A 15,324-nucleotide genomic window follows, 5' to 3' on the forward strand; every position below is an offset into this window, starting at 1 on the left:
GTGGAATTTCCCTTTTGATTGCATTGTATTTTGCCATAAATACGGCAGAATGACGTATTGTTTATTACAACGAAAAATACACACAAGGACTCCAATTAAATCATGTTTAAGCATCTTCAAGTCGTACCTGGCGATCCACTTTTAGCCCTCATCATCGCCCACCAAAAAGACACCAATCCAAACAAAATAGACCTTGGCGTCGGTGTCTATAAAGACGATAACGGTAAAACACCTATTTTAAATAGTGTGAAAAAAGCGGAAGCCATTTTGCTTGAGCAAGAAGAGTCTAAAAGTTACTTAGGCATTTATGGTGCGGCTGAATTTGAAGCCATTATTCAAAATCTTATCTTGGGCGACAACAACCCTCTAATCACCTCTGGCCGTATTCGTTCCACCCAAACACCAGGTGGCACTGGCGCGTTAAAAGTGGCTGCGGATTTCATCAGCGCCAATCTGCCTGACGCTCGCCTTTGGGTAAGCGATCCTACCTGGGGAAATCACGAATCCATCTTTAACTCGGCAGGTGTGGAAGTGACGCCATACCCATATTACGATCCAACAACAAATGGTCTGCGCTTTGACGATATGATGACCAAGCTGGAAACCGAAGCCAAAGCAGGTGACGTGTTGTTATTACACGCTTGCTGTCACAACCCAACAGGGATTGATTTGCAATTAGAACAATGGAAAGTCATTACCGATTTCGTTAAGCGTCGTGGTTTATTGCCATTGGTCGATGCCGCTTACCAAGGCTTCGGGGACGGTTTGGATGAAGACTTAGCAGGCCTACGCCATATGGCAGCCAACGTGGATAACATGCTGATTGCGAACTCTTTCTCGAAAAACTTCGGCATTTATCGCGAGCGTTGCGGCGGCCTAAGCGTGATCGCCACGACTTCTTCAGAAGCCGATGCGGCGTTCTCTATCGTAGGTCAAGCCATTCGAGCTAACTACTCTATGCCACCAGCCCATGGTGCGGCCGTGGTTTACACCATCATGAGTCACCCTGAACTGAAAACAGAATGGGAACAAGAAGTGACAGAGATGCGAAACCGTATCAATGGCTTGCGCGAAAAGCTCGTCACCAAACTGGCAAAATCAGGGGTTAGTAAAGACTTTAGTTTTATTAAAGACCAGCGCGGTATGTTCTCTTACTCCGGTTTGACCCTAGAGCAAGTACGTCGCCTACGCAGCGAGTTTTCGATTTACATTGCCGATACAGGCCGTATGAGCGTAGCAGGCGTTAGCGATGACAACATCGATTACTTATGCGAAAGCATTGCCGAAGTCGTTGGTTAAAGCCAATCAAGATTAGGTAGAAAGCATAAAAAAGCGGAGCAATAGTAAGTTGCTCCGCTTTTTTTGATTCATTAAGCTGTAACCATCAATGCAAAATACGGGTGTCCGAGGCATTTTCACCCACCTGCATTTCAGGGTGATAATGTTGAATCAAGCGCTGCACGGAAGGCTCGATCATTTCTCGCCAGAAGCTCACTTCTTGTTCCATCATTTTATTCAGTTTGGCGATGCCCGCATCCGTGCCAAACAATCTCACTGGCGCGAGAGCCTCATCAAAGAAATCGCGATCACCACCGATACCAACGCCAAGTAATTTTGCGCCGCGCACAAAGCCAGCACACCATTCTTCCACGAGTATTTTAGATTCGCCTTCGTATTCTTGTTCCAGATACACTGGACTGAACTCACCGAACAGCAGACTGTTCATCGCTTCCATATACATGATCAACACTAAACTGAGGAACTCATCTTCTTCCTCAGCAGACTCCCAAACAGGCTGATCTTCATCCGCCCCCCAAATGGCATTCAACCACAAATCGGGCTCTAGCTCTTTGGCTGAACAACCTAATGCCGTGAGAAATCCATCCAGCTCTGACACACAAAGCAGCGATCTGTCTGTGCCAAATTTCAGTAAGTAGTGATCGATTCTTTCGTACAACACTTCTTCACTGATAATTTCATCATCTATTTCTTCAGACATTCACTTATTCCAATTCATTGGACGATACTCTAAGTTTAGCTCGCCTTACTCAAGACGAAAGGTTTTTTACTAATCGACAATGGCTAAGTTTCCGTAAGTTTCCAACCAATTCTTACGGTCTCCTGCTCGCTTCTTAGATAACAACTTATCGAGTAATTCGTCAGTATCCAACTTATCTTCCATGGTTAATTGGATTAAGCGACGCGTATCTGGCGCCATGGTGGTTTCACGTAACTGCGAAGGATTCATCTCCCCCAAACCTTTGAATCGCTGTACATTGGGTGTACTGCGTTTGTTCTCTGCGGCAATCTTATGCAGGATGATGTCTTTCTCTTCGTCATCTAATGCATAGTGAACTTCTTTGCCAACATCAATACGGTACAAAGGCGGCATGGCCACAAACACATGACCATGATTTACGAGAGCGGGGAAATGACGAACAAACAAGGCGCAAATCAAAGTGGCAATGTGCAAACCATCCGAGTCCGCGTCGGCCAGAATACAGACCTTGCCATAACGCAAGCCACTCAGATCATCATCACTTGGATCCACGCCTAATGCGACAGAAATATCATGAATTTCTTGTGAGGCCAACACTTGACCAGAATCGACTTCCCAAGAGTTCAAGATCTTACCACGCAACGGCAAAATGGCTTGAAAATCTTTTTCTCGGGCTTGCTTAGCGGAACCACCCGCCGAATCCCCTTCCACTAAGAAGAGTTCACTTCGAGTGGAGTCTTGACCCGCACAGTCCGCTAGTTTGCCAGGTAAGGCTGGGCCTTGAGTGACCTTTTTACGAACCACTTTTTTACTGGCTTTCAATCGTTTTTGAGCACTATTAATCACTAACTCAGCGATTTTTTTACCGTCTTCTACGTGCTTGTTTAACCATAAACTAAAGGCGTCTTTCACCGTCGCGGAAATGAAAGGCACAATTTGACGAGACGACAACCTTTCTTTGGTTTGACCTGAAAACTGCGGCTCTTGTAGCTTGGCGGATAAAACGTAACTACAACGATCCCACACATCTTCGGCCGTTAATTTGATGCCGCGGGGTAACAAGCTATGAAAGTCACAAAACTCACGGATCGCATCCAATAAGCCGGTACGTAAACCATTCACATGGGTACCACCTTGTGCCGTTGGAATTAAGTTAACATAACTCTCTGTCACCAACTCGCCGCCTTCGGGCAGCCACTGTACCGCCCAATCTACGCCCTGTGTTTTCTCAGTCAGACCGCCGACAAATGGTCGCTCTGGCAATAAAACAAAGCCTTCATTCGCAGACGCCAGGTAATCATTCAAGCCTTCTTGGAAGAACCACTCTTCTCGCTCTTCTTCGCTACCACTCTGATCAATAAAGACCACATGCAACCCGGAACACAGAACCGCTTTGGCTTTTAACAAGTGTTTTAATCGAGATAGAGAGAATTTCGGACTGTCAAAGTACTTTGGATCGGCACTGAACTTGACCTTAGTCCCCGTATTTTTCTTACCAACGGTACCGATTTCTTTTAACTCAGAGGTTTTAAAACCATTCTCAAAGCCAATATGGTATTGAATGCCATTACGCTTGACCCACACTTCTAATGAGGTCGACAAGGCATTCACCACAGACACCCCCACACCGTGGAGACCACCTGAAAATTGGTAATTGTCACCAGAGAATTTACCACCAGCATGCAGCTTGGTCAGAATCAACTCGACCCCTGAGACGCCTTCTTCTGGGTGAATGTCCACAGGCATACCACGGCCATTGTCTTCTACACTCAATGAGCCATCTTTATATAAGATGACCTCAATTCGATCGGCATGCTTTGCTAACGCTTCATCCACTGAGTTATCGATGACTTCTTGCCCAAGGTGGTTTGGGCGAGTCGTGTCCGTGTACATTCCTGGACGTTTCTGTACTGGTTCTAATCCGCTGAGAACCTCGATCGATCCGGCGTTATATTCTTTTGCTGACATGCGAGTTTTTTCTTCCAATCAAACGATACCAAACACAGGTTATCTGTATCGGCATTCAAACTTAATAACAATCTTCTGTGAGTCTATCATTGCTTCTACAAAGTTTAAAATAGTCCAATAAAAGCATGATCTTAGTTGGTCATTATTTCAGCAAATCTAAAAATTTCAGTGCTGAAACGCTGAAAATCAGTGAAGCTATGATCGCCACCTTTTTCGTGCGTCAATTTCGCCACACTAGGAAAGGCGTGTAATGCCGCTCGGTAGTCCAATACTTCATCACCTTCTTGCACCATTAACCAATAATGGTGCGATGTTGGTGCGGTCACCACTAGCGCCTCTAATTCCCCCATGTGTTCATTGGTCAACTCATATTCATCATGTGTATAGGGGTTTCGTTGGGGACCTAAATAGTCTTTTAGTAGAACCGGCGCTTGCATGGCAGGATTCACCAAAATGCTGTTAATGCCATACTTTTCCGTCAAATAGGTGGCATAAAAACCGCCCAAAGAGCTGCCAATTAAGGTGACACCTTGAGATAGATTAGCCTCGATCAATGCTTCAAGTTGCTGTATGGCCACTTTAGGTTGCCAGGACAAGCGAGGGGAAATAAAAGCCTGCTCCATATGAAAGGCGTGCGCGGCTTGCTTTAAGACATTGGCTTTATGGGAATGCTCTGAGCTGTTAAAACCATGAATGTAGATTAGAACGGCCACTTAGCTCTCCTAAACAAATAAGGGTTAGGCAAATTGGAAAGGTAAAGGATTATTTAGCCTATGACCATGTTTCAAACAAAGCTCTAACAAATCCGCCAGTTGTTGATTCAGACGAAATTTTTCATCTCGATGCAACATAGCATCATTTGGATAAGGATAAACCCCGCTGTACTGTCGATGGCCGTCAGTAATTTCCGCTATGCCCACATCATGATATAAACGAATAGTGAGAGATAATGAGGTTTCAAACAATAGCGTATTTTGGGTTTGTGGACCAAACTCTAACGCCATTTCTGAGGTAAATTTACTTTCCTGTCCCAAAGTAAGACGCAAGCGACTTTCTTGATCACCGTTCGAATGAATTGAAAAATGCCATTCCACTGCCTCCTCTTGGCCACGCATAACCCGGCCAATACGGCGATAATTCAACTCGCCGAGCAGCTGTAAGCTAACCAAATCTGGGACATATTGCTTGTTTGCTTTTTTCATCACTTCTGTCATTCGAGTTAAGTATTTCCTTCAGAAATTGATTTATCCGTATTCATGTCTTTCGTTACTAATGCCTCTAGCTGATAGCCCATTCTGACATCTTTATCGTGCCAGTATAGGTTAAACCACTCAAAAAACACCTCTCGGTCCTTGTCGGCAGGGCGAAACTCGGGCGTTAAAAAGCGTTCAGGTAAAGCGACTTCACGGGTCATTACTTTCGCTTTACTCAAGCGGCCACACAATACATCCCAACCGGAAATGTTAGCCTGATCATACAAGACATTGATATCCGTAATACGGGTAATTCTGTTTGGCATGGTTTGCAAAATAAAGCCCACACCACCCGCTTTTGGCTTAAGTAAATGGGTATATTCACAACCTTGAGCTTGATGCTTTTGTTGAGTAAAACGCGTCCCTTCCACAAAGGTTAGAATCGAATTAGGGCGATTTAACAGACGTTCACAAGAGCGTCGCGTGGTTTCCAAATCTTTTCCAATCAGATGCGGCTTTTTCGCTAAGGTTTCCTTACTGTAACGTTTCATGTAAGGAAAACCCATTATATAAGTGGCGGTCCCAACGAATGGCATCCAAAACAAGGCTTGCTTCATAAAGACCCTTGGTAACGGACGTTTGCCTTGGATTTGCGCCAGAATGATGTACACATCCACCCAAGATCTGTGGTTAGAAATCATTAAACTCCAACCGTTAAAGTCGCTGACCATGTTGTCATCTAGGTCCCATTGCACACCCAGAACATTGTTCAACCACCATTCATTACCACTCACCCAACCGTTAAACAAACGATCAAAACAATCTTCCGCTAACGCTTTATGCTTTTCCTTCCCTAACAACAAGGGCGCGACTAAGTGAGCCAATAGAGACCAAAAACACACATTCACACACATGAATAGAAATGACGTCAAGCCAACCACGGGTTCAAGCATGGGTTGCTTTCTTAAGTCCTTTAAATTGTCTTTTATCATCGTCATGCTCATGCCGCTTGCCACTTTTTAACCAGCTCAGTTTTATTCAAAGCAAACCATTGCAACCCCATGATGGTACTGGCGTTTTCTATGTCTTGACGTAACAAATCAATGGCTTCCTGTGACGTCATCAGATGCAACTTAATGTCTTCATTTTCATCATCTAAACCGTGTGTGCGTGTCACATCCACCAAACTCGCATCAAACTCCCCTGCATACATCCGCAGATATTCCACCAGCCCGCCTGGTGACGGCACAAACTTAAACATATATTCAAGCCGCTTTACTTCGACTCCCGCTTCTTCCATCGCCTCACGGCGCGCAACGTCTTCATCCTGCTCACCTTCTTCCACCATACCAGCCACCAACTCCAACAACCAAGGAGAAGAATTTCTTAATACCGCAGGACGAAACTGCTCTATTAATAAAACTTTGTCGGCTTTTGGATCAAACAACAAAACACATACCGCATCGTCTCGAACCATCATTTCTCTGGTCATTGGTTGACTCCAATCACCATTAAACTTCCTGTGTCTTAGCGTGAGTTTGCGCATTTCAAAGAAGCCTTTGTAAACGCATTCGTCCTTTAACACTTCAACATCTTCGCGACGATAACTTGGCGTAAACTTCATACTCGATTGTCCTATCCGATCCTACTAATGGCTGGCTGTTTGTATTATGGTGTTTTACGACAGATCAATTATCCCTGTTTAAGGAGCACATCAATGGATAACCTACGCTGCAGCTGGTGTTTAGGATCTCCTGAGTACATTCATTATCACGATACTGAATGGGGAATTCCAATCTACGATGACCATAGCCTGTTTGAATGTATTGTACTCGAAAGCGCTCAAGCAGGTCTAAGCTGGATTACCATTTTGCGAAAAAGAGAAGGTTATCGCGCCGCTTTTCATGATTTTAACCCCCATGAAGTGGCCAAAATGACAGAACAAGACGTCACTCGCTTATTGCAAGATGAAAGCATTGTCCGTCACCGAGCGAAGATCGAAGCGACCATTAACAATGCGCAAGCCTTTTTAAAAATAGTCGACGAATTCGGTTCTTTTAGCGACTATTTCTGGGCGTTTTCTGATCATAAAGTCATTGATAACCACCCCCAAACACTGCAAGACGTTCCAGCCTTAACGGAACTTTCCACACGTTTTTCAAAAGACTTAAAAAAGCGAGGGTTCAAGTTTTTAGGCGCAACGACCTGTTACGCCTTCATGCAGGCAACAGGCATGGTCAATGATCATGTTATGAGTTGCGCTGCACGTAAAGGAAGGTGCGAATAACAGCCTTTTATCCACATGCTGAGACAGGAGGGCTTGTTCACACCTTCCTAAAGCAAATAAGTCATCAACAGACGCTTGATTTAATTAATGTTTCCATCACACTAGCCGATACAAATAGACCGTCCTTATAATCGTGCTCTGCGCGTTTATGTGAACGATTCATTTATTCAATTGGCTTGGTATTCATTCATGTTTAATAACAAAAGTATTCTTATTACTGGCGGCACAGGTTCTTTTGGCCGCCAGTATGTCAAAACTCTTTTAGCCAATTACCAACCCAAGCGACTGGTTATTTACTCTCGCGATGAGCTCAAGCAATATGAGATGCAACAAGATTTTGATGCGCCTTGTATGCGTTATTTTATTGGCGATGTACGTGATAAAGACCGTATGACCCAAGCCATGCGCGATGTCGATTTTGTGATCCATGCAGCAGCCTTAAAACAAGTTCCCGCGGCCGAATACAACCCGATGGAATGCATTAAAACCAATATCCATGGTGCTGAAAATGTCATCGCCGCGGCCATCGCCAACGATGTCGAGAAAGTCATTGCCTTATCCACAGACAAAGCCGCCGCACCGATTAACCTGTACGGTGCGACCAAGTTGGCTTCGGATAAACTCTTTGTTGCCGCTAACAACATGGTGGGACAAGGACGAACTCGCTTTTCCGTCGTTCGCTATGGCAATGTCGTTGGTTCTCGCGGTTCGGTGGTGCCTTTCTTCCAAAAGCTGGTTGCCGACGGAGCGGATGCGATTCCCATTACTCACCCAGAAATGACACGTTTTTGGATCACCTTGCCCATGGGCGTCGATTTTGTACTAAAAAACTTTCAGCGCATGCAAGGTGGTGAAATCTTCATTCCGAAAATTCCATCCGTACAAATCATGGATCTCGCGGCAGCCTATGCCCCTAATTTGCCAACCAAAGAAATTGGCATTCGCCCGGGTGAAAAACTTCATGAAGTGATGTGCCCGGCTGACGACTCTTTCCACACATTCGAATTCGATGATCATTACGTCATTGCACCAAACATCAAGTTTCATCAGGAGGACATGAATTTCGGTTTGAATAAATTGGGAGAAAATGGCCATTTAGTCGCCGCTGGGTACGAGTATCAATCTGGTAGTAATCCTCACTTTTTAAGTGTGAAAGAGATTTTGGCGTTTGACGATGGCCACTGAGTTCATTCCTTATGGTCGCCAGGCCATAGATCAAGCCGATATCGATGCTGTGACAGAAGTACTAACATCGTCTTACCTTACTCAAGGTCCTAAGGTGACAGCATTCGAGAAAGCGCTAGCGTCCCAAGTCAATGCACAACATGCGGTAGCGGCAAACAGTGCTACTTCCGCCTTACATTTGGCCTGTCTTGCGTTAGGTGTCCAGCAAGGTGATTGGGTATGGACGTCTCCCAATACCTTTATTGCTTCCGCCAATTGTGCTCGCTATTGTTCTGCTAAGGTAGACTTTGTCGATATAGATCCTAAGACATACAACCTTTGTTCTCACGCATTAGCCCAGAAATTAGCACAAGCTAAGCTTAATAATCGTTTACCTAAAGTGGTTATCCCTGTGCATTTTGCTGGTCAATCCTGTGATATGAAGGCCATTCATCAACTCAGTTTAGAATATGGTTTTCAGATTATTGAAGATGCGTCTCATGCCATTGGTGGACAATATCAAGGCAAGCCGATCGGCGACTGTCGCTACAGTGATATTTGTGTGTTCAGCTTCCACCCGGTCAAAATCATCACCACTGGTGAAGGCGGCATGGCCACGACGAATTCTCCAGAACACGCCAATCACATGCGAACTCATGCACAACAAGGCACAACCAAAGACCCTGAAGCATTAAGCCAGTCTCCTGGCGATTGGTATTACGAACAACACAGCTTGGGCTATAACTATCGTATGACCGAGTTACAAGCCGCATTAGGCCTGTCTCAGTTAACCAAGTTAGACGACTTTATTGCACAACGTCATGCTCAGTCTGAATATTATTCAGACAGGTTAAAACACTTACCTATTACGCTGCCTCAACAACATATCGACACCCATTCAGCACGGCACCTATTCCCAATACTGCTTCCTAAAGAGCATCAACATTCAAGAAAAGCCATTTTTGATGCCTTAAGGCTCGCAGGTATTGGTACTCAGGTTCATTACATTCCCGTGCACACACAACCTTATTATCAAGCACTCGGGTTTACCTGGGGCGATTTCCCTAAGGCGGAAGATTACTATCAACGGACCTTAAGTTTGCCCTTGTATTATGATTTAACTCAGGCACAGCAAGACAAGGTAATTGGGACCCTAACACAAGCATTACAAGACCATGGAGTGATCAACTAATGTTGGACAATACATCTTATCGTGTCGCCGTCATCCCTGCTCGCGGCGGCTCTCAACGCATCAGCCGCAAAAACATTCGTTTACTCAATGGTAAGCCCTTGATTGCCTATTCCATCGAAGCGGCACTCAAATCCACTCTATTTGATCGCGTTATTGTGTCAACAGATGACGACGATATTGCAGAAATTGCTCGTTATTTTGGCGCAGAAACCCCATTTAAACGCCCTGTAGAACTGTCTGATCACACCACGGGAACCACCCCAGTGATGCAGCACGCGCTAAGCTTTTTAAGTACGGAAGGAAAAACACCAGATGTTGCCTGCCTAATTTACGCAACCTGTCCTTTATTAACCAAAGAAGATTTACAAGCTGGCTTAGAGTTACTGCCCCAAGAAGGTTTTAGTTTCTCTGCTACCACCTTTGATTTCCCCATTCTACGAGCATTGCACACTACCGAAGATGGTGAGTTAGCGCCTATGTTCCCAGAACACATTGGTAAGCGCTCACAAGATTTGGTCGAAGCGATTCATGATGCGGGGCAGTTTTATTGGGCTCGCCCAGATGACTGGTTTAATCGTGAGATTTTTGGCCCCAGTTCCAAACCCTTGTTATTACCAAGACATCGAATTCAGGATCTAGACACAGAAGAAGATTGGCTGCGTCTCACACAGTTGATGGCATTGCAAAAACGTTCAACTCAGTAGTGACGCATAACTTCTGCTACCACACGCTCAGCACCTTGGCCATCAACCAAGTGTTGAGCCGTCAAACTGGCCTGTTCAAGCCAATCAACGTTATCCCAAGCCTCTAAGGACAACGCCACGAGTCGATTAAGCCTGGTATTCCTCTGATCTTCAGAAAGATGATCAAATCGAATGGATCGACACCAATTTAAAGGCAAATGCTGCTCTAATGAGCGAGTTTGATTGTCCGCGATTTGTGCAAAAATAGCCGGCACGCCAAGACAAGCTAATTCGTATAAGGTACTGCCCGCCGCCGAGATAGCCAATTTAGCCTCCCTCATTACTGCACTGACTTCCCTCAATCCTTGATGAAACGCGATCTCATGATGTGCACAAAATTGCGCTACTTGCTCAGCCTGTTTGGCATTTTCGCCCATTAGCACGACAAGGTTTTTTGATACAAAGCCTGCCGCCATCAGACGCGCCAAAATTGGTAAGGTCAAGCCTAATGGATCCGTCCCCCCCATAGTAATGAGCAACTTGTCAGCTAATGGGCTTTTTACAGCATGACGAAATTCATCTCGTAACAAAGCATAGTGACTGCCAATTAATGGCCATTGAATTTGTGTTGAATAGTCTTCTTGCAGGGGATTCAACAGCCACTTAGCAGGGAAAGCACCTCTGTCATTCATATCGTCTAACACCAACAAATTAGGTTGATGCTGAAAAAGTTCGATAATGTCTTGGGCTTGATAAGCATAGTGATCAAGAATCACCAAGTCCGCTTGCTCTGCCATTGTAAAAAAAACCGACTCATGATCAATGATCTGGTCGGCTTCATTCGCAAAGGCTTCACATTGCCGTTGAACCACAAATTGACATTGCCAACCTTGTTTTTCAAATGCCGAGACCAAAGCCTGGCATCGTACTCTATGGCCCATGCCTATTTGCACAGAAGCATCGGCACGCACCAACACCCTCATCCCAATAAATCCCACGCCAATGGCTGGCCCTTTTGCACATCAACTGACAAGGTTTTACCCAATACTTCAGACCAGTGTTTTGGTGCCAAACCGAAAGCTGGACGGATGATTTTCAGGTGTTCTTCCGTTAATTGAGTACCGGCGGGCAAATCTTTTGTTAGGTAAATGGAACGGCGGTATTTCTTCGCCGCCTGCTCTGCTTCAGAACCACCATAGGTTACTTTACCCAATGAGGCATGAGCATCGCGACACGCCTCAACCATGGCTTTCATTTCCACTGGTTCCATAGAAAATCCTGCATCGACACCACCAGCACTGCGATCAAGAACAAAGTGTTTTTCAATCACAGTGGCTCCTAATGCTGTGGCAGCAACCGCGGCGCCAAGCCCTTTAGTATGATCGGATAAACCCACAGAACAGCCAGTATGCGACGCTAAATCCGCCATGGTGAGCAAATTTGAGTCCGCAATTTTAGCAGGATAAGTACTGGTGCATTTAAGCAAGGTTAGTGGATTATCGCCAATGGCTCGAATGGTCGCGACCGCTTCATCAATTTCTTCTTTGGTCGCCATTCCCGTCGACATAATGATAGGCTTGCCCGTTTTTGCGACCGCTTCAATCAAGGGAATGTCTGTCATTTCAAAGGAAGCAATCTTATACAAAGGCACGTCGAGGGTTTCTAAAAACGCCACTGCGGTCAGATCGAATGGTGAACTGAATGCCACCAAACCCAATGACTCTGCCAACTCAAACAAAGGCTGATGCCATTCCCAAGGCGTCGAGGCTTTGGCATATAAATCGTACAAATTATTGCCTTTCCAAAGACTGTCGCTTTCTGACACCATAAACTCACCTTCACGTACATCCAACGTCATGGTATCAGCGGTATAAGTTTGCAACTTAATAGCATCCACACCAGCCTCAGCCGCCGCGTAAATCATGGCTTTTGCTAATTCAAAATCTTGGTCATGGTTGCCAGACAATTCAGCAATAATAAAAGGAGAAGATTCAAACATAATTAGCCATTGTAATAAGTAATAAGGTGATCGTTACCCTGGTCCACGTATTCGGATGCTTGTTGCAGCATGCTTGGCATCTCTTGCAAAAATTCACACCAAGGCTCAAACAGATGACGAGCACGTTTCACCGCTTCCTCTTCATCCTCATACTTGAAGATAAATTGCACGATTAAAAACGCAGAGTAAGTAAAAGAACCAATCAATAAATCATAAATATGGCGGTGCACACTGCCTTTTAAAAAGTAGATATTTCGATGATGCGACCACAACAAATCACACACTTGCTCACGAGTCGTAATGGTATCATCCCAACCTTGTTGCAATTGTTGACTCACCTTACAAAAGTCTTCAACCGATATTAAAGCTTCGGCAGATTGATTCAGTAAGCATTCAGGAGGCTCAGTGAAAAAAGTGGCTTCCAAAATATCAATGGCTTTCGCATGGTCCACTTGCGGATCCATGATCAACAGATCATCGAGTGATAATGGGGTTACCCCTTCGATTTTAGCGCCATCGGACAAATTAAAACTGGCAAAATTACGTCGTTGATTAAGTTGACGTATTAAGGATTCCAGCTGAACCCGTGACGTATCCATCATACCCGTTGCGTATATTGTGCCACCGAAGTTTCCTTCGCGCTCGACCAGTTTCGCTTCTTCAAAGGTTTGGAATCCCGATTCTTTACCGTCTTTATAATAACCGCTGTGTACAGAATGATGACTGGTTTTGTCTTTAAAACCGTTATCTACGCCAAGGAAATAAACATTGTTAAAACCAAACAAGTGCACGTAGGACAAGGCCAGATTGGCCACCACTGGGTTACAGTAATTTAATTGCACGTACTCTTTATCATCACCATGTGTCCTAGCTTGATTCAGTATCAATGACGTAATCGCCTCACCGGGTTTTAACCCCATACCTGAGCGTTTGAAACAATCAAATAATCCTGGGTGCATGACGTCAACGGATAAGCCCCAAATTTTGTCCAAATAGTCTTGATCTAAAAACAGGAATTTATCAACGGTTTGCTTCAGCCGCTCAATGTCCACATGAATGTCCGGCGTTACTCCTAATTTCTTAAGCGTATTGATGGTCGACCCACAACAAACAACCAGCACTTGATCCCGAACGTCTTTTACCAATTCAATCCCTTGGTCTAACGAAGGTCCGTTACCTAGGATAAAAACAGGGGTATTAATGAGCCATTTCGGCAAATTTTCTCGACCTTGAAAATGCGCCACCTTGGTCTTTGGCAGAGAACGAAGCCCCTGAGCAATGCCAATCAAAGCATCATCAAAGAATCCCCACCCCATCACCTGACGAGCATACTGCTTTTTGAAGTAAGTAATCGCCTGATCATTTTCTGGACTGGTATAAGAGACATATAAATAGGTCTCTGGGGCCATAAAGTAGCCATTTTCTTCCAATTGACGCAGGTATTTTTCAGTAAACTCTTCAGGACTCACACCTAAAAAGAAATGGATCGTCCGACCATCACGGTTGTATGTGTCGAGAATATTATGCCAATCGATCGCGAACAAAGAGTAATAAAATAAATCCAAGTCCTCTTCATAAAGATACAAATGTTTAATGGATCTTTGAGCAAGAAGACATTCAAGTTGATAACCAAATTCCACCCCAAACAAAATCGTTGAGCCAACAAATTCAGGCCAAGCACTTTGTGACTCTAAGCCCTCTGACTGCAATGCTATTTGGTCCAACATTTTATTACTGTAGTGCACATGTCGACTCGGATGATTTTCCGTACGCTCTAAATTCAGCAAAGTTTTGTTTGGCCGCTTCAGTTCACGAGCGACTTTTTGCTCTGCTTGAACTCTAGGCGTAGTGGAAAAAAGAGGCACACCAACATCATCACGATAAAGGTTTAATTCGCCGCTTTCTTCCATATAAATATGGCGTTTTGTTGGCTGATACTGTTGAAAGGATTCAAAGATATGTGGCATAACCTCTGCAAAGAGGGTCATGTTTTTAAGGTATCGATCGGTTAGCGCTTGGTCATTTTCTCTGAGGCGTTCAGCACCTCTTTGAAACATATTAGCGAACGCTTCCGCTTGTTCAAGAGAGGTGAATTGATCCTCATTTTGCATTTTTTACGCCTTTATACTGACTGACACCTTTGCGACTTTTGTTGGTTTGATAGAGCTGTTTCTGCATTTCAGCATGAACGTCTTTTATAAACAGAATCGCTGAACGGTGTATTAAAATAAATGTTTTAATCTGCTCTTTTAGTTGATCATCAGAGACTGGCTGAATGGACCGAATAAACTCGTCATTTTCGTCACACAATCTCTGTATGTTCTCTACGTCTTTTTCAAGAACGCTGCGCTCTAATGCTTCACTCAGCTCTATCAGACGAGTGGTGTCTAGCACTTAGACTGCTCCCATGCGTACTTCAGACTGCCCTTCGTATGCGGCCTGTTTGTCGGCTGGTGTAATTTGATCCCAAGCCCCTTTAATTTGCAACAGCAGATTCATTACCTGATCAATGATAGTAATGTCTTTGCTGACACTGGCTTCCGTAATACGGACGGTCATGTATTCGTATAAAGACTCTAAGTTATCGACTAGTTCTGGATTCGCTTCTCGATCAAGCGCATCACGCAAGGCGTTAATGATCTCAACGGCACGTGTCAACGCATCAGCTTTGCCTTCCAAGTCCGAGCGTTCGATACACCCCTTACCTAGAGCCAGCTTTTCCAATGCACCCTGCATTAAGAGCTGAATGACGCGATGAGGGTCAGCCGATGCCAAATCGGACTTGAGAGAGTCCTTTCTATAGGCTTGGATCCCTTTACTCTTGTACATACACAACCCC

General features: G+C 44.7%; 16 protein-coding genes. 5 read left to right on the forward strand and 11 right to left on the reverse strand.

The genetic code is table 11. From position 1 onward, the window contains the following. Positions 1-102: 102 nt before the first annotated feature. Positions 103-1,299, forward strand: a complete 1,197-nt coding sequence (locus OA79_RS10575; RefSeq protein ID WP_063333211.1) for an amino acid aminotransferase — start codon at positions 103-105, stop codon at positions 1,297-1,299. A gap of 85 nt (positions 1,300-1,384) precedes the next feature. Here the strand turns inward: OA79_RS10575 and OA79_RS10580 are convergent, their stop codons facing one another. The 6 genes from OA79_RS10580 to OA79_RS10605 all read right to left on the reverse strand — a co-directional run bounded on the left by OA79_RS10580 (position 1,385) and on the right by OA79_RS10605 (position 6,784). Then, positions 1,385-1,999, reverse strand: coding sequence for a UPF0149 family protein (locus tag OA79_RS10580; protein WP_063333212.1), 615 nt, complete (start codon positions 1,997-1,999; stop codon positions 1,385-1,387). 69 nt (positions 2,000-2,068) lie between these two features. Continuing rightward, on the reverse strand, positions 2,069-3,967 hold the full coding sequence (gene parE / locus OA79_RS10585) for a DNA topoisomerase IV subunit B (RefSeq protein ID WP_063333309.1): 1,899 nt from the start codon (positions 3,965-3,967) through the stop codon (positions 2,069-2,071). Between the two features lie 131 nt (positions 3,968-4,098). Beyond that, on the reverse strand, positions 4,099-4,680 hold the full coding sequence (locus tag OA79_RS10590; RefSeq protein WP_063333213.1) for a YqiA/YcfP family alpha/beta fold hydrolase: 582 nt from the start codon (positions 4,678-4,680) through the stop codon (positions 4,099-4,101). A gap of 24 nt (positions 4,681-4,704) precedes the next feature. After that, a complete protein-coding gene (locus tag OA79_RS10595) occupies positions 4,705-5,181 on the reverse strand; it encodes a DUF1249 domain-containing protein (RefSeq protein ID WP_063333214.1) in 477 nt (158 codons plus the stop codon). Between the two features lie 5 nt (positions 5,182-5,186). Beyond that, positions 5,187-6,164, reverse strand: coding sequence for an acetyltransferase (locus OA79_RS10600; protein WP_231908855.1), 978 nt, complete (start codon positions 6,162-6,164; stop codon positions 5,187-5,189). Continuing rightward, the gene (locus OA79_RS10605; RefSeq protein WP_063333215.1) at positions 6,161-6,784 is read right to left on the reverse strand and encodes an NUDIX domain-containing protein; all 624 of its coding nucleotides are present in this window, start codon (positions 6,782-6,784) and stop codon (positions 6,161-6,163) included. Before OA79_RS10605 ends, OA79_RS10600 begins: the two co-directional genes overlap by 4 nt. Positions 6,785-6,877: 93 nt before the next feature. On the opposite strand from OA79_RS10605, the gene OA79_RS10610 reads away from it, so the two are divergent. From OA79_RS10610 to pseF, 4 genes are all read left to right on the forward strand, one after another. Continuing rightward, the gene (locus tag OA79_RS10610) at positions 6,878-7,447 is read left to right on the forward strand and encodes a DNA-3-methyladenine glycosylase I (RefSeq protein ID WP_063333216.1); all 570 of its coding nucleotides are present in this window, start codon (positions 6,878-6,880) and stop codon (positions 7,445-7,447) included. Between the two features lie 189 nt (positions 7,448-7,636). Then, a complete protein-coding gene (pseB, locus tag OA79_RS10615) occupies positions 7,637-8,632 on the forward strand; it encodes a UDP-N-acetylglucosamine 4,6-dehydratase (inverting) (RefSeq protein WP_063333217.1) in 996 nt (331 codons plus the stop codon). Next, positions 8,622-9,803, forward strand: coding sequence for a UDP-4-amino-4,6-dideoxy-N-acetyl-beta-L-altrosamine transaminase (pseC, locus tag OA79_RS10620; RefSeq protein ID WP_063333218.1), 1,182 nt, complete (start codon positions 8,622-8,624; stop codon positions 9,801-9,803). Before pseB ends, pseC begins: the two co-directional genes overlap by 11 nt. Then, positions 9,803-10,507, forward strand: coding sequence for a pseudaminic acid cytidylyltransferase (pseF, locus tag OA79_RS10625; protein ID WP_063333219.1), 705 nt, complete (start codon positions 9,803-9,805; stop codon positions 10,505-10,507). Before pseC ends, pseF begins: the two co-directional genes overlap by 1 nt. Here pseF and pseG read toward each other — a convergent pair. Genes pseG through fliS form a run of 5 tightly spaced genes read right to left on the reverse strand, consistent with a single transcriptional unit; the run spans position 10,501 to position 15,314 of the window. After that, entirely contained in the window at positions 10,501-11,469 is a 969-nt protein-coding gene (gene pseG / locus OA79_RS10630; RefSeq protein ID WP_063333220.1) for a UDP-2,4-diacetamido-2,4,6-trideoxy-beta-L-altropyranose hydrolase, read from the reverse strand. The two genes, pseF and pseG, sit on opposite strands and share 7 nt — an antisense overlap. Then, positions 11,466-12,485 carry a pseudaminic acid synthase gene (pseI, locus tag OA79_RS10635; RefSeq protein WP_063333221.1) on the reverse strand — a complete coding sequence of 340 codons (1,020 nt, stop codon included), beginning with the start codon at positions 12,483-12,485 and terminating at the stop codon, positions 11,466-11,468. The genes pseG and pseI overlap by 4 nt, the downstream gene beginning before the upstream one ends. A 2-nt stretch (positions 12,486-12,487) precedes the next feature. After that, complete coding sequence (locus tag OA79_RS10640; protein ID WP_063333222.1) at positions 12,488-14,596, reverse strand: motility associated factor glycosyltransferase family protein; 2,109 nt, start codon at positions 14,594-14,596, stop codon at positions 12,488-12,490. Then, a complete protein-coding gene (locus OA79_RS10645) occupies positions 14,586-14,879 on the reverse strand; it encodes a hypothetical protein (protein ID WP_063333223.1) in 294 nt (97 codons plus the stop codon). The genes OA79_RS10640 and OA79_RS10645 overlap by 11 nt, the downstream gene beginning before the upstream one ends. Beyond that, positions 14,880-15,314, reverse strand: coding sequence for a flagellar export chaperone FliS (gene fliS / locus OA79_RS10650; protein ID WP_063333224.1), 435 nt, complete (start codon positions 15,312-15,314; stop codon positions 14,880-14,882). Positions 15,315-15,324: the final 10 nt, after the last annotated feature.

Source organism: Marinomonas sp. TW1 (assembly GCF_001625355.1).
In the GTDB taxonomy this organism is placed as follows: domain Bacteria; phylum Pseudomonadota; class Gammaproteobacteria; order Pseudomonadales; family Marinomonadaceae; genus Marinomonas.